The 21739-nt window shown below is 70.9% G+C and carries 20 protein-coding genes and 1 pseudogene; 13 read left to right on the top strand and 8 right to left on the bottom strand.

All coding sequences use genetic code 11. The features are described 5' to 3' along the window. Positions 1–43 precede the first annotated feature (43 nt). Both uvrB and AB0M63_RS30440 read right to left on the bottom strand, forming a co-directional pair. The gene (uvrB, locus tag AB0M63_RS30445) at positions 44–2182 is read right to left on the bottom strand and encodes an excinuclease ABC subunit UvrB (RefSeq protein ID WP_355913054.1); all 2139 of its coding nucleotides are present in this window, start codon (positions 2180–2182) and stop codon (positions 44–46) included. A gap of 40 nt (positions 2183–2222) precedes the next feature. Further along, complete coding sequence (locus AB0M63_RS30440) at positions 2223–3086, bottom strand: MHYT domain-containing protein (protein ID WP_355913057.1); 864 nt, start codon at positions 3084–3086, stop codon at positions 2223–2225. A 278-nt stretch (positions 3087–3364) separates the two neighbouring features. Here AB0M63_RS30440 and AB0M63_RS30435 point away from each other — a divergent pair, with 278 nt between their 5' ends. The 6 genes from AB0M63_RS30435 to AB0M63_RS30410 all read left to right on the top strand — a co-directional run bounded on the left by AB0M63_RS30435 (position 3365) and on the right by AB0M63_RS30410 (position 9513). Continuing rightward, a complete protein-coding gene (locus AB0M63_RS30435) occupies positions 3365–4240 on the top strand; it encodes a glycerophosphodiester phosphodiesterase family protein (protein WP_366021686.1) in 876 nt (291 codons plus the stop codon). A 45-nt stretch (positions 4241–4285) separates the two neighbouring features. Further along, entirely contained in the window at positions 4286–4840 is a 555-nt protein-coding gene (locus tag AB0M63_RS30430) for a methylated-DNA--[protein]-cysteine S-methyltransferase (RefSeq protein ID WP_355913063.1), read from the top strand. A gap of 95 nt (positions 4841–4935) precedes the next feature. Next, complete coding sequence (locus AB0M63_RS30425; protein WP_366021685.1) at positions 4936–6246, top strand: MFS transporter; 1311 nt, start codon at positions 4936–4938, stop codon at positions 6244–6246. Between the two features lie 66 nt (positions 6247–6312). Continuing rightward, complete coding sequence (gene fdhA, locus AB0M63_RS30420; RefSeq protein ID WP_366021684.1) at positions 6313–7545, top strand: formaldehyde dehydrogenase, glutathione-independent; 1233 nt, start codon at positions 6313–6315, stop codon at positions 7543–7545. A 148-nt stretch (positions 7546–7693) separates the two neighbouring features. Beyond that, a complete protein-coding gene (locus AB0M63_RS30415) occupies positions 7694–8602 on the top strand; it encodes a pseudouridine-5'-phosphate glycosidase (RefSeq protein WP_366021683.1) in 909 nt (302 codons plus the stop codon). Next, positions 8599–9513, top strand: a complete 915-nt coding sequence (locus AB0M63_RS30410) for a sugar kinase (RefSeq protein ID WP_366021682.1) — start codon at positions 8599–8601, stop codon at positions 9511–9513. Before AB0M63_RS30415 ends, AB0M63_RS30410 begins: the two co-directional genes overlap by 4 nt. A 61-nt stretch (positions 9514–9574) precedes the next feature. On the opposite strand, the gene AB0M63_RS30405 is transcribed toward AB0M63_RS30410, so the two are convergent. Beyond that, a complete protein-coding gene (locus tag AB0M63_RS30405) occupies positions 9575–10369 on the bottom strand; it encodes a methyltransferase domain-containing protein (protein WP_355913078.1) in 795 nt (264 codons plus the stop codon). Between the two features lie 212 nt (positions 10370–10581). Between AB0M63_RS30405 and corA the strand changes: the two genes are divergently transcribed. Beyond that, positions 10582–11709, top strand: coding sequence for a magnesium/cobalt transporter CorA (corA, locus tag AB0M63_RS30400; RefSeq protein ID WP_355913081.1), 1128 nt, complete (start codon positions 10582–10584; stop codon positions 11707–11709). Positions 11710–11718: 9 nt separating this feature from the next. On the opposite strand, the gene AB0M63_RS30395 is transcribed toward corA, so the two are convergent. Both AB0M63_RS30395 and AB0M63_RS30390 read right to left on the bottom strand, forming a co-directional pair. Next, entirely contained in the window at positions 11719–12147 is a 429-nt protein-coding gene (locus AB0M63_RS30395) for a CBS domain-containing protein (protein WP_355913084.1), read from the bottom strand. 141 nt (positions 12148–12288) lie between these two features. After that, the gene (locus tag AB0M63_RS30390) at positions 12289–12942 is read right to left on the bottom strand and encodes a uridine kinase (RefSeq protein WP_355913087.1); all 654 of its coding nucleotides are present in this window, start codon (positions 12940–12942) and stop codon (positions 12289–12291) included. 112 nt (positions 12943–13054) lie between these two features. On the opposite strand from AB0M63_RS30390, the gene AB0M63_RS30385 reads away from it, so the two are divergent. The 3 genes from AB0M63_RS30385 to AB0M63_RS30375 all read left to right on the top strand — a co-directional run bounded on the left by AB0M63_RS30385 (position 13055) and on the right by AB0M63_RS30375 (position 16004). Then, positions 13055–13819 (top strand): DUF2293 domain-containing protein, encoded by a 765-nt coding sequence (locus AB0M63_RS30385; protein WP_366021681.1) that lies wholly within the window; start codon positions 13055–13057, stop codon positions 13817–13819. A gap of 61 nt (positions 13820–13880) precedes the next feature. Continuing rightward, positions 13881–14360 carry an anthrone oxygenase family protein gene (locus tag AB0M63_RS30380; RefSeq protein WP_366021680.1) on the top strand — a complete coding sequence of 160 codons (480 nt, stop codon included), beginning with the start codon at positions 13881–13883 and terminating at the stop codon, positions 14358–14360. Between the two features lie 156 nt (positions 14361–14516). Next, entirely contained in the window at positions 14517–16004 is a 1488-nt protein-coding gene (locus AB0M63_RS30375) for a glutamate synthase subunit beta (RefSeq protein WP_366021679.1), read from the top strand. A 34-nt stretch (positions 16005–16038) separates the two neighbouring features. Here AB0M63_RS30375 and AB0M63_RS30370 read toward each other — a convergent pair whose 3' ends face one another. Continuing rightward, positions 16039–16521, bottom strand: coding sequence for a carboxymuconolactone decarboxylase family protein (locus tag AB0M63_RS30370; RefSeq protein ID WP_355913099.1), 483 nt, complete (start codon positions 16519–16521; stop codon positions 16039–16041). Positions 16522–16567: 46 nt separating this feature from the next. Here AB0M63_RS30370 and AB0M63_RS30365 point away from each other — a divergent pair, with 46 nt between their 5' ends. Continuing rightward, positions 16568–18064: a PLP-dependent aminotransferase family protein gene (locus AB0M63_RS30365; protein WP_355913102.1), complete on the top strand. Its 1497-nt coding sequence runs from the start codon at positions 16568–16570 to the stop codon at positions 18062–18064. Positions 18065–18306: 242 nt separating this feature from the next. Here AB0M63_RS30365 and AB0M63_RS30360 read toward each other — a convergent pair whose 3' ends face one another. Together AB0M63_RS30360 and AB0M63_RS30355 are read right to left on the bottom strand one after the other, a co-directional pair. Next, positions 18307–18561 (bottom strand): DUF397 domain-containing protein, encoded by a 255-nt coding sequence (locus tag AB0M63_RS30360; protein ID WP_355913104.1) that lies wholly within the window; start codon positions 18559–18561, stop codon positions 18307–18309. Further along, the gene (locus tag AB0M63_RS30355) at positions 18562–19422 is read right to left on the bottom strand and encodes a helix-turn-helix transcriptional regulator (RefSeq protein ID WP_366021678.1); all 861 of its coding nucleotides are present in this window, start codon (positions 19420–19422) and stop codon (positions 18562–18564) included. Between the two features lie 315 nt (positions 19423–19737). On the opposite strand from AB0M63_RS30355, the pseudogene AB0M63_RS30350 reads away from it, so the two are divergent. Together AB0M63_RS30350 and AB0M63_RS30345 are read left to right on the top strand one after the other, a co-directional pair. After that, positions 19738–20346, top strand: a pseudogene (locus tag AB0M63_RS30350) (ATP-binding protein); the annotation flags it as partial. A 398-nt stretch (positions 20347–20744) separates the two neighbouring features. Continuing rightward, a complete protein-coding gene (locus AB0M63_RS30345; protein ID WP_366021677.1) occupies positions 20745–21188 on the top strand; it encodes a hypothetical protein in 444 nt (147 codons plus the stop codon). The last annotated feature ends 551 nt before the right edge of the window (positions 21189–21739 follow it).

Raw genomic sequence — 21739 nt, 5'->3', positions numbered from 1 at the left:
CACAGAGCGCATACCCCGAGGTCCGGCGGTCCATCCGGGCCGGTCAGGCCAGGCCTGCCTCCTTCATCTGCCGCAGTTCCTTCTTCATCTCATGGACCTCGTCGCGCAGCCGGGCCGCGACCTCGAACTGCAGGTCCGCGGCGGCGGCGCGCATGCGCTCCGTCATCTCCTCGATCTGCTCGGCGAGTTCGGCCGCGGGGCGGTCGGTCGGCACTCCGTCGCCGGCCTTCCCCTTGGCGGACTTGGCGCCCTTCGCGGCCTTGCCGCCGAGTGCGGGCACGGGGGCCTTGGCACCCTTGCCGTCCTTGGCCTTGCGGTAGCCGGAGCCGAGCAGTTGCTCCGTGTCGACGTCCTCGCGGGCGATCTGCGCGACGATGTCGTTGATCTTCTTGCGGAGGGGCTGGGGGTCGATGCCGTTCGCCGTGTTGTACGCGACCTGCTTCTCCCTACGGCGGTTGGTCTCCTCGATGGCCTTCTCCATCGCCGGGGTGATCTTGTCGGCGTACATGTGGACCTGGCCGGAGACATTGCGCGCCGCGCGGCCGATGGTCTGGATCAGGGAGGTGCCGGAGCGCAGGAACCCCTCCTTGTCGGCGTCCAGGATGGCGACCAGGGACACCTCGGGCAGGTCGAGGCCCTCGCGGAGGAGGTTGATGCCGACCAGGACGTCGAACTCGCCGGAGCGCAGCTCGCGCAGCAGCTCGATGCGGCGCAGGGTGTCGACGTCGCTATGCAGATAGCGGACCTGGATGCCGAGTTCCAGGAAGTAGTCCGTGAGGTCCTCGGCCATCTTCTTGGTGAGCGTGGTGACCAGGACCCGCTCGTCCTTCTCGGTGCGCTTGCGGATCTCGTGCACCAGGTCGTCGATCTGGCCCTCGGTGGGCTTGACGACGACCTCGGGGTCGATGAGGCCGGTGGGGCGGATGATCTGCTCGACGGCGCCGTCCGCGCGCGACAGCTCGTACTTGCCCGGGGTCGCCGACAGGTAGACCGTCTGTCCGATGCGCTTCTGGAACTCCTCCCACTTCAGCGGGCGGTTGTCCAGGGCGGAGGGCAGCCGGAAGCCGTGGTCGACGAGGGTGCGCTTGCGGGAGGCGTCGCCCTCGTACATCGCGCCGATCTGCGGGACCGTGTTGTGCGACTCGTCGATGACGAGCAGGAAGTCCTCGGGGAAGTAGTCGATCAGGGTGTTCGGCGCGGAGCCGGGCTCGCGGCCGTCGAAGTGCATCGAGTAGTTCTCCACGCCGGAGCAGGAGCCGATCTGGCGGAGCATCTCCAGGTCGTACGTGGTCCGCATCCGCAGGCGCTGGGCCTCCAGGAGCTTGCCCTGCTTCTCCATCTCGGCCAGTCGCTCGCCGAGTTCCTTCTCGATGTCGTTGACCGCCCGCTCCATGCGTTCGGGGCCCGCGATGTAGTGGGAGGCCGGGAAGACGTAGAGGTGCTCGTCCTCGCTGATGATCTCGCCGGTGAGCGGGTGGAGGGTGGAGAGGGCCTCGATCTCGTCGCCGAACATCTCGATGCGGACGGCCAGTTCCTCGTAGACCGGGAAGATCTCGATGGTGTCGCCGCGGACGCGGAAGGTGCCGCGGGTGAAGGCCAGGTCGTTGCGCGTGTACTGGATGTCCACGAAGCGGCGCAGCAGTTGGTCGCGGTCGATCTCGTCGCCGACCTTGAGGGGGACCATGCGGTCCACGTACTCCTGGGGAGTACCGAGGCCGTAGATGCAGGAGACCGAGGCGACCACGATGACGTCGCGGCGGGTGAGCAGCGAGTTGGTCGCGGAGTGGCGCAGGCGCTCGACCTCCTCGTTGACCGAGGAGTCCTTCTCGATGTAGGTGTCCGACTGCGGGACGTAGGCCTCGGGCTGGTAGTAGTCGTAGTACGAGACGAAGTACTCGACCGCGTTGTTCGGCAGGAGCTCGCGGAACTCGTTGGCCAACTGGGCGGCCAGGGTCTTGTTCGGCGCCATCACCAGGGTGGGGCGCTGAAGCTTCTCGATCATCCACGCCGTGGTCGCGGACTTGCCGGTGCCGGTCGCGCCCAGCAGGACGACGTCCTTCTCACCTGCCTCGACGCGTCGGGCCAGCTCGGCGATGGCCGCCGGCTGGTCGCCGCTGGGCTGGTAGGGGCTGACGACCTCGAAGGGCGCCACCGTGCGTTCGATGTGGGAAACGGGCCGCATGGAACCAACCGTACGACCCGCCACTGACAACGGGGTCGGATCAGCGGTTCTGCGGGGTGCGGGAGCGGCGGTGTCCCAGCTCGCGGCCGGGGCGGACCTGGACGCGCCGGGGGTGCGGGACGACAGCGCCGGCCGGGACGCCGGGCTTGTGCTCGACGGGGGGCACGGCGGGCTTACCCATGACCATCATCGGGTCGAAGAGCACGACGACGCCGGCCAGGCAGAGGAAGGCGAGCGGGCCGATCAGCATGGGCGCGAGCAGTGAGGCGGCGGACACGCCGTCGGTGGTCTCGGCCGTGCCGTGGACGTGGACGGTGAGGGCGGCCATGCCGGTGTAGTGCATGCCGGTGACGGCAAGCCCCATGACGAGGCTCGCGCCCACGCTCCACAGGATGCCGCGGACCTGTCCGGCCGCCCACAGGGCGCTGATCGCGGCCACGACCGCTATGACGACGGAGGCGCCGACGGTGAAGGTGTTGTATTCGAGCTTTCCGTTGAGGCGCATCCCGGCCATGCCCAGGTAGTGCATCGAGGCGATGCCCAGGCCGGTGAGGGTGCCGCCGGTGAACAGCGCCGCCCCCTTGGCTCCCCGGTAGCCGACGATGAAGATCCCGACGCCCACCATGACGATGGCGACGGCGAGGCTCGCGAAGGTCATCGGTTTGTCGTAGTGGATCGGTGTCTGCCGGACAGAGAAGCCCATCATCGCGATGAAGTGCATCGTCCATATGCCGGAACCGATCGCCGCCGATCCCAGGGCGAGCCATCCGGGGCGCCAGGACTGGGCCACGAGCATCGATCTGGTGGTGCAGCGCAGGCCGAGGGCACCGCCGAGGCAGGCCATGAGGTAGGCCACCAGCGGTGTGACGAGTCCGTAGCTGAATCCGTCGACCGTGCCCTGCATGCGCAGTTACCCTTCCGCCCTGTTCCGTCCCGGAATTCCTGAAACGCGCCCAGCCCCAGGACCGCGGGAACGGTCAGGGTCGACGCAGAGAGTATGACCCGCACCGGAATGGTCGAACGATTTTCCGGCAAAGAAACACGGCCCTGCCCCACATGTGCGGCATCGGTGAGCGGACTTCGGCAACTCCATTCATTCTGTGTCCATCCTGTACCCCACAGGTAGTGACGTTCCGCTGTCACTCTTGAGCTGTATGTGATCGCCTGATGCGAGGAGTACGCATGCACCTGCGCGCCGTTGCCGCCTCGACCACCGCGCTCCTGGGGGCCGCCGCCCTTCTGCTCCCCTCCCCCTCCGCCCGGGCCGGTGACGCCGCCCAGTGGCCCGTGGTCGTCGCCCATCGCGGTGCGTCCGCGTACGCCCCCGAGAACACCCTGGCCTCCATCGACAAGGCGGCCCGGCTCGGCTTCCAGTGGGTCGAGAACGACGTCCAGCGCACCAAGGACGGCGAACTCGTCGTCATCCACGACGACAGCCTCCAACGCACCACCGATGTCGAAGAGGTGTTCCCCCATCGGGCCCCCTGGAAGGTGAAGGACTTCACCGCCGCCGAGATCGCGCGCCTCGACGCGGGGAGCTGGTTCAGCCCCACGTACACGGGCACACGCGTGCCCACCCTCACGCAGTACATGCGCGAGGTGGAGCACAACCACCAGAGCCTGCTCCTGGAGATCAAGAACCCGGAGCTGTACCCCGGCATCGAGCAGCAGACCCTCAAGCTCCTGGGCAACGAGGGCTGGCTGGACCAGTCGCACCTCGACAGCCGGCTCATCGTGCAGAGCTTCAGCGCGGACAGCATCCGGATCGTGCACGACCTCAGGCCCGGCATCAGGACCGGTTTCCTCGGCACGCCTCCCCTGTCCGCCCTGCACGAGTACGCCGTCTACACCGACTTGATCAACCCGTCGTACGGCTCGATCTCCGCCGCCTACGTCTCCGCGGTGCACGGGTTCACGGGCCCGCACGGCACCCCGATGGAGGTGTACGCCTGGACCGTCGACGACCCGCCCACCGCCTGGAAGGTCGCCGGGTACGGCGTCGACGGCCTCATCACCAACAGACCGGACGTGGTGCGGGCCGCGCTGAACGGGTTCTGAGGCCGCTCGCGGGGCGTTGTCAGTGCCGGGTCGTACGGTGGGCGCATGGACAGCCATGGGCAGAACGAGCAGCGGGTCGTGTGGACCGTCGTCGGCACCGACATCGGTCCGCTGCTGCTGGCCGCGACACAGGACGGCCTGGTCAACGTCGTGTTCCACGCCACGGACGCGGTGCGTGACAGGACGCTCGACCGGCTGGCGTCCCGACTCGGCACCGAACCGGTCGAGTCGCCCGGCTCCCCCCTGCTGGCCGAGGCGATACGTCAGATCGAGGCCTACTTCGCCGGCACGCGGCGCGACTTCGAGCTGCCGCTCGACTGGTCCCTGATCTCCGGCTTCAACCGACAGGTGCTGCGCGAGCTGGCCTCCGGCGTCCCGTACGGCTCGGTCGTCGGCTACGGCGATCTGGCCGGGCGCGTCGGTCAGCCGCGCGCGGCGCAGGCGGTGGGGGTGGCGATGGGGTCCAATCCGCTGCCGGTCGTCGTGCCCTGCCACCGGGTCGTCGAGAGCGACGGCGGCATAGGCGGGTTCGGGGGTGGCCTGGAGACGAAGCGGCAACTGCTGGCTCTGGAGGGCGTGCTGCCCGAGCCGTTGTTCTGAGGGGTCGGGCGGACAGGAAGCGATCGGGGGGACGCTGTGCTGGCGAGGACCGGTTTCACGTGCGCGTGCGGCGACGGCGGCAGCGGGTGCGCGCTGTGACCGCCGTCGAGGGGCGGGGCGCGGCGCCCGTCACGGCCGACCGGCTGCCCGCGCTGCGGCGCCGGGTGTCCGGTGTGCTGGTCGCGACCCAGATCCTGGGCGGGCTGGGGGTGGCCACCGGGATCGCGCTGGCCGCCGTACTGGCCAAGCAGGTCAGCGGGACCGAGTCGCTGTCCGGGCTGGCGCCGACCGCGACCGTCACGGGCACCGCGCTGCTGTCGATGCCGTTCGCGGCACTGATGACGGCACGCGGCCGGCGTCCCGGCCTGGTCCTCGGCTATCTGGTCGGGGCACTGGGAGCCGGTGTCGTGGTGCTCGCGGCGAGCATCGGGAGCTTTCCGCTGCTGCTGTGCGGCATGGCCGCGTTCGGGTCGGCCTCGTCGGCGAATCTGCAGTCCCGGTTCGCCGCCGCCGATCTGGCCGAGCCGGAGCAGCGGGCGCGGGCCATCTCCCGGGTCGTGTGGGCGACGACCATAGGAGCGGTCCTCGGACCCAATATCGCCGCGCCCGCGGGACGTAGCGTCGCCGGGCTCGGGATACCCGCGGCGGCCGGCCCCTTCCTCTGGGCGGGCGGGATCTTCCTGATCGCCGCGGTCGTGGTCGCCGTACTCCTGCGGCCCGACCCGTTGTTGACGGCCCGTGCGCTCGCGTCGGACGAGGGCCGATCGCCGGCCGCGCGGTCGCTGCGGGCGGGGTTCGCCGCGGTGGCCGCCTCGCCGCGGGCGCGGCTCGCGCTGGTGACGGTGGCCGTGGTGCACACCGCGATGGTGTCGGTGATGGCGATGACCCCGGTCGAGCTGGGCCATCACGGGGCGAGCATCGATCTGGTCGGGCTGGTGATCAGCGGGCACATCGCGGGGATGTACGCGTTCTCGCCGCTGATGGGCCGGTTGTGCGACCGGGTCGGGCGGCTGTCAGGGATAGGGCTGGCAGTGGGGTTGCTGGCCTTCGCCGTGTTCCTCGCCGGTACGGCGGGCGGAAGCCACGGGCAGATCGCGCTGGGGCTGTTCGTGCTGGGCCTGGGCTGGTCGGCGGGGCTCGTCTCCGGCTCGGCGCTGCTCACGGACTCGGTGCCGCAGCCCGCGCGCGCCGCCGCGCAGGGCCTGTCCGACCTCACCATGAACACCTCGGCCGGGATCGGCGGAGCGGTGGCCGGTCTGGTGGTCGCGGAGGGGAGTTACGGCTGGCTGAACCTCACCGCCGCCTGCCTGCTGATACCCCTGGCCGCGCTGGCGTTGATCACCCGCTCCCGGAAAAGCCCGGTTTCCGATGCCCCGCGAAGGGTGGCCGGGAGGCCGAGCCGGTAGCAGACTCCGCCATGCGCACAGCCACTGGCGTCCGAGGGCTCCGAGCCGAAGGGACGGCGATCACGGATGAGTGGAAGCGGAAACAGGGCAGTCGCGTATCTCAAGCCGGGAGCGGTGGAGGTCAGGACCATCGACCACCCGACGCTTGAACTGCAGGACGGGCCGGGAGTCGCACGCGAGAACGTCGGCCGCAAGTGCCGGCACGGTGTGATCCTGAAGGTGCTCGCCAGCAACATCTGCGGAAGTGACCAGCACATGGTGCGCGGTCGGACGACCGCGCCCGAGGGGCTGGTCCTCGGACACGAGATCACCGGAGAGGTCGTCGAACGGGGTCCGGACGTCGAGTTCATCGACGTGGGCGACATCGTCTCCGTACCGTTCAACATCGCCTGCGGGCGGTGCCGCAACTGCAAGGAACGCAAGACCGGCATCTGCCTGAACGTCAACCCGGCCCGTCCGGGGGCGGCTTACGGCTATGTCGACATGGGCGGCTGGGTCGGCGGTCAGGCCGAGTACGCGATGGTCCCGTACGCGGACTTCAACCTGCTGAAGTTCCCGGACCGGGACGAGGCACGCGAGAAGCTGCTCGATCTGACCATGCTGTCGGACATCTTCCCGACCGGGTTCCACGGCGCGGTCACCGCGGGCGCCGGGGTCGGGTCCACGGTGTACGTCGCCGGGGCCGGTCCGGTCGGTCTGGCGGCCGCCGCGTCCGCCCAGCTCCTGGGCGCCGCGGTCGTCATCGTCGGCGATCTCAACGCCGAACGCCTGGGCCAGGCAAGGAGTTTCGGCTGCGAGACCGTCGACGTCTCGCGCGGCGACATCGGCGAGCAGATCGCCGAGATCGTCGGCGAGCCCGAGGTGGACGCCGCGGTCGACGCGGTCGGCTTCGAGGCACGGGCGCACGGCCCGAACGCCCCGGAGGCGCCGGCGACCGTCCTCAACTCGCTGATGGGCATCACGCGCGCGGGCGGTGCGCTGGGCATCCCCGGGCTGTATGTCACGGCCGACCCCGGTGGGGTCGACGAGGACGCGAAGAGCGGCACCCTGAAGGTGCGGCTCGGCCTCGGCTGGGCCAAGAGCCACCACTTCACGACCGGTCAGTGCCCGGTGATGACGTACCACCGGAGTCTGATGATGGCGATCCTGCACGGGCGCGTGCACATCGCGAAGGCGGTCAACGCGACCCCGATCGCGCTGGAGGAGGCACCGCGCGGCTACGCCGAGTTCGACCAGGGCGCCAGCCGCAAGTACGTGCTCGATCCGCACGGGACGCTGGCGGGCGTGAGCCCGGTCTGACGCCTCCGGACCGGAAGGGGGACCACGCGGGTGTGGCCCCCCTTTCTCGCGCCACGCCTGGGGCTGGTGGTGTCTCCCACAGCCCGCGAGGGTTTGACGGGGCACGAGTCCCGCCAGGGATGAGGGAAGACCGAACGACAGGAGGCGCGTGGTGCTGGTGGTGTCCGAGGAAGTACGCGAGGCGATCGACGCGCGTCGACCCGTGGTGGCCCTGGAGTCGACGATCATCGCGCACGGGCTGCCGCGCCCGCGCAATCTGCAGGTCGCGCTGGAACTGGAGACGGCGGTACGGCAGGAGGGGGCCGTACCGGCGACGATCGCCGTGCTGGACGGGCGGCCCCATGTCGGCCTGGACAAGGACCAGTTGGAGCGGGTCGCCAACGAGGAGGGGATCCGCAAGCTGGGCCACCGCGACCTGCCGCTCGCGGTGGCGGCGGGCGCGAGCGGAGCGACCACGGTGTCGGCGACGGCACTGCTCGCGGCACGGGCGGGCGTACGGGTCTTCGCGACCGGCGGGCTCGGCGGGGTGCACCGGGAGTGGACGGTGACGCAGGACGAGTCCGCCGACCTGGGGCTGCTGGCGTCCACCAGGATCACGGTGGTGTGCGCGGGCGTGAAGTCGATCCTGGACGTGCCGGCGACCTTGCAGCGCCTGGAGACGCTGGGCGTGGCGGTCGCCGGATACGGCACTGACCGCTTCCCCGGCTTCTACCTCTCCGACTCGGGACACCCGGTGGACTGGACGCTGGAGACCCCCGCACAGGTCGCGGCCGTGATGCGGGCGCAGGACGCGCTCGACGCCCCGGAGTCGGCCCTGATCGTCGCCAACCCGGTTCCTGAGGACGAGCAGTTGGATCCCGAGCTGCACGCGCGTGTGCTCGCCGACGCGCTGCACGCGTGCGAGGCCGAGGGCATCACCGGGCAGGCCGTCACGCCGTTCCTGCTCGGCTACCTCGTGGACCACACCGACGGTGCCTCGCTCAGCGCCAACCTGGCGGCCGTGCGCGGCAACGTGCGGCTGGCGGGCCGGATCGCGGCGGCCTGGGCCGGAGCGTGACGACGGAGCCGAACGGCGCGCTCCTGGTCGTCGGGGACGTCGTGACCGACGTCGTCGCCCGGCACCGGGGGCCGCTCGCCCCGGGCACCGACACCGCCGCCGCGATCCGCACCGTGCCGGGTGGCGCGGGCGCCAACGTGGCGTGCTGGGCGGCCCATTGGGGCTGTGCGGACGTACGGCTGCTCGGTCGGGTGGGTGCGGACGCGGCGGCGTGGCACGAGCGGGAGCTGGTCGCTGCCGGGGTACGGCCCCGTCTCGTCGTCGATCCGGAGGCGGCTACCGGGACGGTGATCTGCCTGGTCGACACTGGGGCGGCGGCCGAGCGGACGTTCCTCACCGACAGTGGCGCGGCCCTGCGGTTCGACCCCGGCGACTGGTCGGACGCGCTGCTCGACGGTGTCGTACGGCTGCATCTGTCGGGCTATCTGCTGTTCTCCGAGCCGAGCCGGGCGCTGGTGGCCAAAGCGGTGAAGTCGGCACGCGCGCGTGGGGTGCCGGTGAGTCTGGATCCCGCGTCGGCGGGGTTCCTGGTGGAGCTGGGTGTGGACCGTTTCCTGGCGCTCGTCGAGGGGGTGGACGTCCTGCTGCCCAGCCGTGACGAGGCGTGTCTGCTCACGGGGTTGCCCGATCCGGCGGACGCGGCGGCCAAGCTGAGCCGTCATGTCCCCCTGGTGGTGACCAAGCAGGGCGCCGAGGGAGCCCTCGTGGCCCACTCCGGCACGGTCCACGCACGCGTACCGGCCGAGCCCGCCACCCCCTTGGACACCACGGGCGCGGGCGACGCCTTCACGGGCGCGTTCCTCGCGGCCCTGCTGACGGGCGCCGAGCCGGAGGAGGCCGCGCGGGAGGGGTGCCGGGCGGGGGCGCGGGCGGTGGAACGGGTGGGAGGGCGACCGCCGGTCGAGGGCTGAAACTGTCGACATCCTGAACCGGCTGTCACCCTCCCACCCGGTGTCAACTCCCGCTCCCCGCCTACGCCTTACGCCCCCAGGCCGAGATCATCGGCGCCGTCGCCAGGTCCATCGTGCCGGAGGCGACGTTGGCCAGGTGGCGTTCGATGTCCTCGTCGGTGGCCAGGCCCGCGGTGACGAGCTGGTCGCGGATCTGGCGGACCGTGGCGGATTCCAGGGCGGCGCAGGCCGGTGAGGTGACCGGGAAGTACGCGTCGGCCTCCACGCGGCGCAGACCGGCCTCGCGGAGCAGGCGCGGGAGCCTGCGGCCGTAGGAGAGGTCGGCGCCTCGGTCGGCGAGGAGTTCGCGGAAGCCGTGGCGGAGACGGTTCGCGAGTTGCTGCTCGGGGCCGTGTTCGTCGGGGCAGAGCAGGGGCTGGAGGGCGGGGTCGGCGTCCTCGATCAGGAGGCGGCCGCCGGAGCGCAGGGACTTGATCATCGAGCGCAACGCCCGTTCCCGGTCCGGGACATGGACGAGGACGAGTCGGGCGTGCACGAGGTCGAAGCCCTCCCCCGGCGGTTCCTGGGCGCCCACGTCATGGACGCGCACCTCGATCGGCGGACGGGCGGCCGAGGCGACCTGCGAGGTGTCGATGTCGGTCGCGACGACCTTCCCGGTCGGTCCGACCTTCTTGGCCAGCCAGGACACCACCGAGGTACCGCCGGCGCCGACCTCCCAGACGCGCCAGCCGGGTCCGATGCCGAACCCTTCCAGGTGCCGGAACGTCGTGGGGTCGAAGAGCGTGGCGAAGGCGTCGAAGCGCTGTCCCGCCTCGGAACGCCGGTTGTCGAGGAGATACCCGTCGGATCGCGTCATGCCGCGATCATCCCAGTTGCTCCGCTTGTCGGGAGGGGGCGACGCTCCGGTTCCGCACCCCCTTGCCACGGCCGTGCACCGGTTCATCCACAGCCGGGAACAAAGCGGAGGATTCCGTTCCCACAGGCTTACCCGCCGCTCACGTCGGCCTGGCAAACTGGCACGCCAGGCGCAGAAATGCGATGCGAGGGGATCCACGCGAGGAGATCCGGATGTCCATGGCAGGGAATCTTCGGAAGGTCACGGGCCTGGGCAGGGTCGGCGGCCTCCGTAAGGTGGCACGGCTGGCCCGGCGGCGCCCGCGGGTCGACCTGAGCCACCACGCCCGGTCACCGCTGGGCTCCTCGGTGGTCAAGTGCGTCACGTATCAGGACGGTGACCGTGTTCCGGTCGCCGGTGATCTGGTGGACACCGTCGAGCGGGTGCGCAAGAAGGAGGACGGCTTCGTCTGGCTCGGTCTGCACGAGCCGACGAACGACGAGTTCGCGGGCATCGCCGAGCTCTTCGACCTGCACCCGCTGGCGGTCGAGGACGCGGTCGAGGCGCATCAGCGTCCGAAGGTGGAGCGCTACGGCGAGACGCTGTTCGCGGTGTTCAAGACGGTCTGCTACGTCGAGCACGAGAAGCTGACGGCGACGAGCGAGGTCGTGGACACCGGCGAGATCATGGTGTTCGTCGGCGCCGACTTCGTCATCACCGTGCGGCACGGGCGGCACGGCTCACTGGGACCGCTGCGCGAGGAGTTGGAGTCGAACCCGCGGCAGCTCGCCAAGGGTCCGGCCGCGGTGCTGCACGCGATCGCGGACCATGTGGTCGACGACTATCTGAGCGTCACGGACTCGGTGCAGGCGGACATCGACCAGGTGGAGACGGACGTGTTCGCGGAGAACGGCGCGCGGGCGGACCCGGGCCGTATCTACCAGCTCAAGCGTGAACTCCTGGAGCTGAAGCGGGCGGTCGTCCCCCTCAGCCGCCCGCTGGAGGAGCTGGCCACCCGGCCGATGCGGGTGGTCGGCCCCGAGATACAGGCCTACTTCCGTGATGTCTCCGACCATCTGCTGCGGGCGAAGGAGCAGATCGCGTCCTTCGACGAACTGCTCAACTCGATTCTTCAGGCGCACCTCGCCCAGGTGACGGTCGCGCAGAACGAGGACATGCGGAAGATCACGGCCTGGGCCGCGGTGATCGCCGTACCGACGATGGTGTGCGGTGTGTACGGCATGAACTTCGACCACATGCCGGAGCTGCACTGGCGGTTCGGCTATCCCCTGGTCCTCGGCGTGATATCCGTGTCCTGTCTGGTGCTGTACCGGGGCTTCCGGCGCAACGGCTGGCTCTGAACGGGGAGTTCAGCGCATGGCGCTCCGGGCGTAGACGCTCTCGACCCAGGTGGCGAGCTGGTCCTCCGTCAGGTGCTGGGCGAGGTCGGCCTCGCTGATCATGCCGACGAGGCGCTTGTTCTCGATGACGGGGAGCCGGCGGATCTGGTGTCCCTGCATCTCCTGGAGCACCTCGCCGACATCGGCGCCGGAGTCGATCCAGCGGGGTGTGCCCTGGGCCATCTCGCCCGCGGTGATCCTCGCCGGGTCGTGGCCCATGGCCACACAGCCGACGACGATGTCCCGGTCGGTGAGGATGCCGCAGAGCCGTTCGTTCTCGTCGCTGATGGGCAGGGCTCCGACGCCCAGTTCCCGCATCAGCTGGGCGGCGCGGTCCAGGGTTTCATGGGCGGGGATCCACTGGGCGCCCCGGTGCATGATGTCTCCGGCGGTGGTCATGAAGTACCTCCCGGTGCCGGACGGCCGGCGCGGCACAGAACGTTCCGCTAGTCCCGGCGCCCTACATTCTCGCCGCGCTGCCGGGTGAACGCACCCGGGCGGTCGCGACTTCCGGCGCGCCTGCCGTCGAGCGGATACGGCTCAGTCCTCGGGCCACCCGCCCCACGCCGGATGACGCGGATCGTCGGCGCGCACCAGGACGTCCGCCGTCCCGGCCGGGTCGGTCTCGTCCTCGTAGCGCTCGAAGGCGGGGAGGGTCCAGTGCTCGGTCTCGGGGGTACGGCGGCGCAGGGCACCGGGTGAGAGGAGGACGTGAACGGTCAGGTCGAAGGGGAACCAGTGCCGAAGGAGGAAGGGACCGTGCAGCAACAGGACCGCACCGGGCGGGAGTTGGACGTAGGGACTGCGGGTGGCCCGGTCGGCGGCCGGGTCCCACAGGTCGGGCAGGACCCGGCCCTCACCGTCCGGTTCGAGCGGACCGAAGACCTCGCGCCACAGGGCACGGGTGTCGAACCAGCCGTCGTAGTACGCCTCGACGTCCTGGTGCCCGTACTCCAGACGCAGCGAGGCGGGGCGCAGAAAGCCCTCGGTGCCGACCACGAGCGAGGAGCGGCCGCGTATGCGCAGCGCCTCCGAGACCCGCTCGGCGAGATCGCCCGGCCGGGCCGCCGGGGCACCGTCGAAGGCGATACGCGGCCAGGGGCCGCCGTCGGCCGGCTTCAGATCGAGCAGACGCTCGGCGAGGAGGTCGCCGAGCCGGTCCCAGGTGATCGCTTCCAGTCGCACAGGGCCCATGATGCGGCAGGTTCCGGTCAGGGCGCGTCGGGGTGGTGGCTTCGGCGGGCGGCGAGCAGGTACGGGAAGGGGAAGAGGGGAGAGGGGTATGGCGGAAGGGAATGCATCCCGTATGGCATCGTTCGCGGCTCCGCCGCCCCGTGGTGGGCCGATGGTCGTTCAGCCGCTCAGGAAGCGGCACTGTGCCGAGTGCCGGTGTGGGCCGTTGCCGCTGGTGGTGGTCGAGGGTGGGGTGCCTCGGTGTCTTGACTGCGGCGACCTCGGGCATCTGGTGTTCCTGCCGCGCGGGGACACGGCGTTGACGCGCCGGGCGCGGGAGGAGAGTGCGCTGTCGGCGGTGGTGGTGCGGTTCGAGCGGCGTCGGGGCCGGTACGAGCGGCAGGGTGTCCTCGTCGAGGAGGCGGGGCTCGCGCGCGCCGAGGAGCGGTGTCTGGCGGACGCGGAGGCGCGACGGCGGCGCCGGGTACGGGACGCGGGGCGGCGGGCCGCGGAGGACGTGCGGTTCACGGCGGCGTTCGCGGCGGAGATACGACGGCTGTTCCCCGGCTGTCCACAGGAGCGGGCGCGGACGATCGCCGCGCATGCCTCGGTGCGGGGCAGCGGGCGGGTGGGGCGGAGCGCGGCGGGGCGGGCGTTGTCCGAGGGCGCGGTGATCTCGGCGGTGGTGGCGTCCGTACGGCATGTGGACACGCCCTACGACCAGTTGCTGATGAGCGGGGTGCCCCGGCATGAGGCGCGACGGCGGATCTCGGTGCGGGTGGAGGGGGTGCTGCGGGGGTGGCGGGAGAGTCGGGCGCGTATGCCGGAGGCAGCAGTGGACGTTCGCGTGCGGTCCGGCGATTCTCGGCCATGGTTACCGGAGCGAGGCCGGCCCTGACTTGTCCTGGTGGGTGGCGGTGGGCAGGATCTCGGCTCTACGGGCGGGAGTTGGTGTCGGCATGATCGGTGAACCGTATGTGACCCTGACGGTTCTGGGGGTGCTCACGACCGGGGTGATGGCCGGTGTGTTCTGCGCCTTCTCCGTGCTGGTCATGCGGGGGCTGGCCGAGTTGCCGCCCGCGCAGGCGGTCGCCGCGATGAACGCGATCAACAGGGCGGCGACGACCCCCGTCTTCATGCTGCTGTTCGCCGGTTCGGCGGTGGTGTGCGCGGTGATCGCGGTGGTGACGTTCGTGCTGCTGCCCGACCGGGGGACCACCGAGTTGCTGCTGGGCAGCGCGCTGTATCTGGTCGGGTCGTTCGGGCTGACCCTCGTGGCCAACGTGCCGCGCAACGAGGCACTGCTGAAGCTGGACCCGGGGACACCGGAGGCCGCCGCGTACTGGCCGTCGTACATACGCGAGTGGACGATGTGGAATCACGTCCGCGCGGCCGCCTCGGCCGCCGCCGCGCTGGTGTACATGCTGGCCCTCACCTGAGGGAAACCTCAAGATCAACTGAGTGAGGACCGGGCGGCGCCCCGCAACAAGGCGGTCTTCCCGCTCTGCATGTCCTGCCGTACGGCCTTATCGTGGCTGAAAGAGTGCCGCCCGATGACGCACGGCCTGTCGCATGCGGACGCGAGGAAGACGGCCATGGCCGATCCCAAGGGTTTTATGACCACTCCGCGCGAGGAGTGGCCCCGCAGGCCCGTCGAGGAGCGGGTGCGGGACTGGGACGAGGTGTACGTCCCGGGCGCGCTGCTGCCGATCGTCAACCGGCAGGCCGACCGGTGCATGGACTGCGGTGTCCCGTTCTGCCACGAGGCCTGTCCGCTCGGCAACCTGATCCCCGAGTGGAACGATCTGGTCAGCCGGGACGACTGGCGGGCGGCGGCCGACCGGCTGCACGCCACCAACAACTTCCCCGAATTCACCGGGCGGTTGTGCCCGGCGCCGTGCGAGGCGGGGTGTGTGCTCGCCATCAACCAGCCCGCGGTGACCATCAAGAACGTCGAGGTGGCCATCGCCGACCGTGCCTGGAGCGACGGTTTCGCGCCGCCTCGGCCACCGGACCGCTTGTCGGGGCGGACCGTCGCGGTGATCGGTTCCGGGCCCACCGGCCTTGCCGCGGCACAGCAGTTGACGCGGGCCGGGCACACGGTCGCCGTGTACGAGCGGGACGACCGGCTCGGCGGGCTGATGCGGTACGGCATCCCCGAGTTCAAGATGGAGAAGCGGCATCTGGAACGGCGGCTTGAGCAGATGCGGGCCGAGGGCACGAAGTTCCGTACGTCGACGACGGTCGGCCAGGACGTCGGGGCGGCCGACCTGCGAGCGCGCTACGACGCGGTGGTGATCGCCACAGGAGCGACGGCCTGGCGTGAACTCCCTGTGCCGGGACGAGAGTTGACCGGCGTCCATCAGGCGATGGAGTACCTGCCGTTGGCCAACCGGGTGTGCGAGGGAGACCTGTCGGCCTCTCCCCTGTCGGCCGCCGGGAAGCATGTCGTGATCGTGGGCGGCGGTGACACCGGGGCGGACTGCCTGGGTACGGCGGTGCGTGAAGGAGCCGCGTCCGTCACGCAGTTGGACATCTACGCCCAGCCGGACGCCGAGCGCGACGAGGACGCGGAGCCCTGGCCGACGTATCCGAAGATCTACCGGCTCTCGGCCGCGCACGAGGAGGCGCGCGATCTGGAGACCGCGCCCGCGGCGCACGCGGACGCCCGGCTGTTCGCGGCCTCGACCCTCCACTTCGAGGGCGACGCGGACGGCCGGGTGCGGTCGCTGCACCTGGTCGAAGTGGACGCGGGGCGCCGCCCGTTGGACGGTTCCGACCGCAGCCTCCCCGCCGATCTGGTGCTGCTCGCCCTCGGGTTCTCCGGGCCCGACCGCAAGGACGGCCTCATCGATCAACTGGGGCTGGCGATGGCACCCCGCGGCACGATCACCCGGGACGCGGACTTCGCGACGAGCGCGCGAGGAGTGTTCGTCGCGGGCGACGCCGCGCGCGGCCAGTCGCTGATCGTCTGGGCGATCGCGGAAGGGCGGGCCGTGGCGGCGGCCGTCGACCGCTATCTGACCGGAAGTTCACAACTCCCGGCGCCCATCGGGCCGTACGACCGGCCGATGGTGGTGTGAGGCCGGACGGGCCTCCACTGAAGGCACCGCCGGCTCAGCGGCGGCCGTCCGTGCCCGCGAGTTTCGCCGTCGACAGGGCGACCCGGTTCCAGGTGTTGATGGTCAGGACCAGGGCGAGGACGTGGGCCAGTTCCTGTTCGTCGAACTGGGCGGCCGCCTGGGCGTAGACATCGTCCGGGACGCCGCCGTCGGCCACCAGGGTCACCGCCTCCGTGAGGGCGAGCGCGGCCTGTTCGCGGTCCGTGAAGAAGTGCCGGGCCTCGCGCCAGACGGCGACCATGTGCAGCCGGTCCTCGCTCTCGCCTGCCTTGCGGGCGTCGTTGGTGTGCATGTGGAGGCAGTACGCGCAGTGGTTGAGGTGCGAGGCGCGGATCTGGATCAGCTCGATCAGCGAGGGGTCGAGGCCCTCGCGGGCGGCGGCGTCGAAGCCGATGAGGGCGCGGAAGACCTTCGGGGCGGACTTCGCGAGGTCGATGCGGGTCGCCGTACCGGTGATGTCGGTCGTGTTCGTCGTCATGTGATGAATCTACGAGCCGAAAAGGCCCACGGTAAGGTGCATTCTCATGGCGAGGTCATGGGTCAATTCGGCGGAGCGGATCGGCGCCGACCTGTATCTGGAGCTGTCCGGATCGGGCGGTCGGCGGGCCGTCCTCAGCGACGCGCTGCGGGCGGCCGTGCGCGACGGGCGGCTCGCCCCGGGCACCCGGCTGCCGCCGTACCGCTCGCTCGCCGCGGATCTCGGGGTCGCCCGCAACACGGTCGCGGCCGCGTACGCGGAACTCGTCGCGGAGGGCTGGCTGACCGCGCGCCAGGGCTCGGGCACCCTGGTCGCCGAGCGTGCCCGGCCGCTGCGGGCGCAGCCGGCGCGCCACGCCGGGCACGGCCCGGTTACGGCACCTCCACGCGCGCGTGCGCCCCGGCACGACCTGCGGCAGGGCACGCCCGACGCGTCCTCGTTCCCGCGCGCGGCCTGGCTGGCGTCCTACCGGCGGGCGCTCCAGCAGGCGCCCGACGAGGTGTTCGGACCTGGCGATCCGGCCGGCCGGATCGAGTTGCGGGAGGCGCTCACGGAGTACCTGGCACGCGCGCGTGGCGTACGGACGACACCGGACCGGATCGTGATCTGCTCCGGCTTCGCGCACGGGCTGCGGCTGCTCTTCGGCCAGGGCGGCGGCGGAATGCTGCGCGGGCCGCTCGCCGTGGAGGCGTACGGACTCGGCTTCCACCGGGAGTTGCTGCGGACGGCCGGCGTCCGGACCGTACCGCTGCCGATCGACGAACACGGCGCGCGCGTAGAGGAGTTGGCGAAGGAGCGGGCCGTACTGCTCACGCCCGCGCACCAGTTCCCGACCGGCGGCCCGCTGCACGCCGAGCGCCGGGCCACCGTGATCGACTGGGCACGCGCGCGTGACGGGCTGGTCCTGGAGGACGACTACGACGGGGAGTTCCGCTACGACCGCAAGCCCGTCGGCGCCGTCCAGGGCCTCGACCCGGAGCGGGTGATCTTCCTCGGCTCGGTCAGCAAGAGCCTGTCGCCCGCGCTGCGCCTGGGATGGATGGTGCTGCCGGAGCGCTACGTCGAGGGCGCGCTCGCGGCCAAGGGCGAGCGCGAGGCCTGGGTGAGCGTCCTCGACCAACTGAGCCTCGCCGACTTCATCTCGTCGGGATCCTACGACCGTCATGTGCGGCGGATGCGACAGCGGTACCGGCACCGCCGTGACCGCCTGGTCGCGGCGCTCGCCGCACAGGCCCCGCACGTCGAGGTCACCGGGGTCGCCGCGGGCCTGCACGCGGTGCTGCGGCTGCCGCCCGGCACGGAGCGCTCCGCGCTGAAGGCCGCGGCCTGGCAGGGCGTCGCACTGGACGGGCTCGCCGCGTACCGGCACCCGGAAGCGGCGCCGACGAGCGCGACAACAACAGGCATGACGACAACAGCGACTCAGGACGGTCTCGTCGTGGGCTACGCGACCCCCTCGGAGGCCGCGTTCGGGGCCGCGCTGGAGGCGCTGTGCGAGGTGCTCCCGCCCGACGGGCCGACGGGTGCCCCCGCTGCCGGATGAGCAGCCGTACGCCCCGGCTCGCTCCTGCGGAGGAGGCGGGGCGTACGGCGCCGGTACGAGTCGTCCGGTGTGCTCAGCTTCTGACACCCGGTGTGCACGACTGACACGTGCAAGTCGTACGGAGAAACCGGGCCGGATCTGATCTACGGAGGATCCATTGGGTGGCGATGTGGCGATGTGTGTTCAAGTGAGTACCAAAATAAGGAGGTTGGGGAGGGAGAAAGCATTCAGCACGGGTCAGGTCAGGAGAGCAGGAAATCCGCCTCGCCCGCTTTCGCCCCCTGGATGAAGGCCGTCATCTCGTCGGTGGTGTAGATCAGGGCCGGCCCGTCCGGGTCGGTGGACTGACGGACGGCGATCCTGCCGTCGGCGAGCTTCATCGCCTCCAGACAGTTGCCGCCGTTGCCGCCGCTCCACGGCTTGTGCCAGCCTTCGCTTCCCAAGTCCCGCGCGGGCATACCGTTGTAGACGCTCATACGCGGCTTGATGCGATCCATTCACAGCTCCTTGCGGAGATCCTTGAGGATCTCCTTCGTGCGATGTGCCGTAGCGGCCTGCGCCGCCATGCGGTCCATGACCTCAAGGTGGGTCGCCACCTCTTCGCGCGCGTCCAGATAGACGGCGCCGGTCAGGTACTCGCTGTAGACCATGTCCGGCAGTTCTGACATGGCAAATCGGAACAGCACGAAGGGCCCGTACGTGCCCGGGTGCGGCCCCGAGGAGAACGGGGCGACCTGCAAGGTCACGTTGGCCAGCTTCGTGGCGTCGAGCAGTTTGTCGATCTGTGCACGCATCACCTCCGGGCCGCCGACCGGGCGGCGCAGGGCGGTCTCGTCCATGACGACCCAGAAGCGGGGCGCGTCGGGACGGGTGAGCAGGTCCTGGCGCTGCATGCGCAGCGCCACATGGCGCTCGATGTCGTCGGGGTCGGTCTGGCCGATGGCACCCGACTTCAGCACACCGCGCGCGTAGTCCTCGGTCTGCAGCAGGCCGGGCACGAAGTGCGGTTCGTACGACCGGATGAGCGCGGCCGCGCCCTCCAGGCTGACGTGCATCGAGAACCAGCCGGGCAGGATGTCGTGGAAGCGCTGCCACCAGCCGGGCTTGTTGGCCTCCTCGGCCAGCCGCACGAAGGCCTCGGCCTCCTCGTCGGAGATGCCGTAGGACTTCAGGAGGAGCTGGAGGTAGGGGATCTTGAGGGAGACCTCGGCCATCTCCATACGGCGGACGGTGGCGGGCGCGACGCGCAGGATGCGGGCGGCCTCCTCGCGTTTGAGCCCCGCCCGTTCCCGCAGGTCCAGCAGGCGCCGGCCGAGGACGACCTGGCCGACCGTCGGTGCGGACCGCGGCTCGCTCACGCTCGACCTCCCCGAATGATTCCTGTGAGTCCTGATGGGTCCTGACGGCGGACATGTCCCGGCGGCGGACAAGTCCTGGCAGCCCGTGCGTCATGGCGGCCGGGACCGGGAGCGCCGGCGGCCCGGCGACTGAATCCTGACAGCCCTGCGGCGCCATTCGAAGACTCATTCGAAGATCTGGACAGACCTCCGGAGATCCCAACTGGCGCCGCGCGACTTTCTGTTGCGAGCAGTGTGCCACGACCATCCAGAGCGTCATACGGCACTCTGCATTTTTCATAGTGACACTTGCCAAGTGTTCACGGCGGGGCGATAGTGGCAAGCGTGATTCCGTCCGCGCCCTTAGGAACAGACGCCGCCGCAGGCCGCCTCGGTCTCGGTGCCGCCGCGGGAGCCGTCCCTGGTGGGGCCGCTGCCGAGCGCCGGTTCCGGTTCGAGCTGGCCGCCCATCCGGGTTCCCCCGCCCAGGCGAGACGCCTGACGCGGGCCCGGCTGTCCGGCTGGTCCGTGTGCGAGGACACCTGCGACACGGCGGTTCTGGTCGTCTCCGAGCTGGTCACCAACGCGATCGTGCACACCGCGAGCAGCCACATAGTCTGCGAGCTGCACGACGTCGACGACCTGGTGCGGATAGCCGTCCGTGACGAGGGCTGTGCTCCCGGTGAGCCGCGTCCTTCCCCGCAGCGCCCCGATGAGGAGCACGGGAGGGGACTGCTTCTCATCGACGGGTTGTGCCGGGCCTGGGGTGCTCAGGAACACGGTCCCGGCCTGCTGGTCTGGGCCGACCTGCCGCGGCAGGCGGACCCGGTCGCCGGCCACCACCCGGCCCCCGGCCACGACAGCTCCGTACCGCGCAACGACCTGGGCTGGGGCGCACGACCCAAGCCGGTGCCGTCGGGCGGTTCGGGCGACGAGGACGAGGCGACGGCACACTTCGGGGCCTTCGAGGATCTGGGCGTATTTCCGGGGCGGGGGCATGGGGATGCCCCCGGCGGGCATGGGGGTGCCTGCGACTTCGGAGGTCTGGACCTCGGCGGCTTCGGGAGCCGGGCGCACGAAACCGGGGGCGGCCGTGGCAACGGGGCCAACTCCGGTACCCGGGGCGGTCTCGGCAACGGGGCCAACTCCGGTACCCGGGGCGGTCTCGGCAACGGGGCCGGCTCCGGAACGCGGGGCCGGGAGGACGCGGGCCGATTCAGGGGGCTGGGCCAGGAGGACATACGTCCTTTCAGGGGGCTGGGCCACCAGGACGTCGGCGACCTCCCGGACTCCGCGGAGACCGGGCATCCCGTCGGTTTCGGGGACTTCGGGTCGGGGGTCGAATGGGTCTGAGCGGCGTGTCCGGTCCCGGCCAGGTACTCAGTCTCGACACGCTGGTCCGCCTGGGCCGCGCACTGCACGGTCCCGGCACGCCCCGGCGACTGCCCGTCCCCGAGGGCATGACCGCCCCGCTCGGCTGCGACGCCGTCGCGGTACCCGCCCGTTTCGGCCCACTGGTCCTGCCCCGCCTGCCCCGCGTCGGCTGTGTCTACGCCGACGAGGCGCACTGGTGGTGGATCGTCCCGTCCGACTCCGACTACGCCCTGGACTGGCCCGCCCCGGCCCGCTACACCACCGGCGCACTGGTCCCGGACGCTCCGCGCCCGCCCGGCCTGATCCACAGGCCGGACGGCAAGCTTCCGTACACCCCGCCGATTCCTCTGTATCTCGCGGTGTGCCGGGTTACGGGGGCTACTCCTTCGTGGTCGCGGCCCATCAGCGCGTAGCGCTCCGCGGGTCGGGCGGGGTTTTGTCCGCGGGGTTGGTGAGGCATCGCTGAGTTCCTCGGCGGTGGCGGATTGCACCTCGTCGCGCTCACGTTGCTGAGCCACACAGCGATACAGGCCCGCACACCTTCAGGGCGGCAGCGGCGACCCATCAGCGCGTCGCGCTCGGCGGGTCGGGCGGATTTCGTCTGCCGGTCCGATGCGGGCGGGCTCGCCCACGCGGCGAAGCCGCACAGCCATACAACCCCGCGCTCCTTTCAGGGCCAGGACTCGTAGCCCATAAACGCCTCGCCTTCCGCAGGCCAGGCGGATTATGTCCGCCGGTCCGGTAGGGACTCGCCTCGCACCCATGGCGCAGCCGCACAGCAATACAGCCCCGCACTCCATGCCGGGTGGCACCCGCGCCCCACCAGCGCCTCACCCTGCGGACGCTAGGCGGATTACGTCAGCCATCCCGGTAGGGGCCCGCCCACCCGGCGGAGCCGCACAACCCCGCACCCCCTTCAGAGCGGCACCCGCAGCCGATCAGCGCCTCGCCCTCCGCGCGCCAG

Source organism: Streptomyces sp. NPDC051576, from assembly GCF_040681835.1.
Lineage (GTDB): Bacteria > Actinomycetota > Actinomycetes > Streptomycetales > Streptomycetaceae > Streptomyces.
Note: the sequence above shows the minus strand (reverse complement) of the source record. Positions and strands in the feature narration are given on the sequence as shown.

Bases quoted from the DNA above. Each gene is read 5' to 3' on its own strand.
- uvrB (WP_355913054.1), bottom strand. From the start codon at position 2,182: ATGCGGCCCGTTTCCCACATCGAACGCACGGTGGCGCCCTTCGAGGTC.
- AB0M63_RS30440 (WP_355913057.1), bottom strand. From the start codon at position 3,086: ATGCAGGGCACGGTCGACGGATTCAGCTACGGACTCGTCACACCGCTG.
- AB0M63_RS30435 (WP_366021686.1), top strand. From the start codon at position 3,365: ATGCACCTGCGCGCCGTTGCCGCCTCGACCACCGCGCTCCTGGGGGCC.
- AB0M63_RS30430 (WP_355913063.1), top strand. From the start codon at position 4,286: ATGGACAGCCATGGGCAGAACGAGCAGCGGGTCGTGTGGACCGTCGTC.
- fdhA (WP_366021684.1), top strand. From the start codon at position 6,313: ATGAGTGGAAGCGGAAACAGGGCAGTCGCGTATCTCAAGCCGGGAGCG.
- AB0M63_RS30405 (WP_355913078.1), bottom strand. From the start codon at position 10,369: ATGACGCGATCCGACGGGTATCTCCTCGACAACCGGCGTTCCGAGGCG.
- corA (WP_355913081.1), top strand. From the start codon at position 10,582: ATGTCCATGGCAGGGAATCTTCGGAAGGTCACGGGCCTGGGCAGGGTC.
- AB0M63_RS30395 (WP_355913084.1), bottom strand. From the start codon at position 12,147: ATGACCACCGCCGGAGACATCATGCACCGGGGCGCCCAGTGGATCCCC.
- AB0M63_RS30390 (WP_355913087.1), bottom strand. From the start codon at position 12,942: ATGGGCCCTGTGCGACTGGAAGCGATCACCTGGGACCGGCTCGGCGAC.
- AB0M63_RS30385 (WP_366021681.1), top strand. From the start codon at position 13,055: ATGGCATCGTTCGCGGCTCCGCCGCCCCGTGGTGGGCCGATGGTCGTT.
- AB0M63_RS30380 (WP_366021680.1), top strand. From the start codon at position 13,881: ATGATCGGTGAACCGTATGTGACCCTGACGGTTCTGGGGGTGCTCACG.
- AB0M63_RS30375 (WP_366021679.1), top strand. From the start codon at position 14,517: ATGGCCGATCCCAAGGGTTTTATGACCACTCCGCGCGAGGAGTGGCCC.
- AB0M63_RS30370 (WP_355913099.1), bottom strand. From the start codon at position 16,521: ATGACGACGAACACGACCGACATCACCGGTACGGCGACCCGCATCGAC.
- AB0M63_RS30365 (WP_355913102.1), top strand. From the start codon at position 16,568: ATGGCGAGGTCATGGGTCAATTCGGCGGAGCGGATCGGCGCCGACCTG.
- AB0M63_RS30360 (WP_355913104.1), bottom strand. From the start codon at position 18,561: ATGGATCGCATCAAGCCGCGTATGAGCGTCTACAACGGTATGCCCGCG.
- AB0M63_RS30345 (WP_366021677.1), top strand. From the start codon at position 20,745: ATGGGTCTGAGCGGCGTGTCCGGTCCCGGCCAGGTACTCAGTCTCGAC.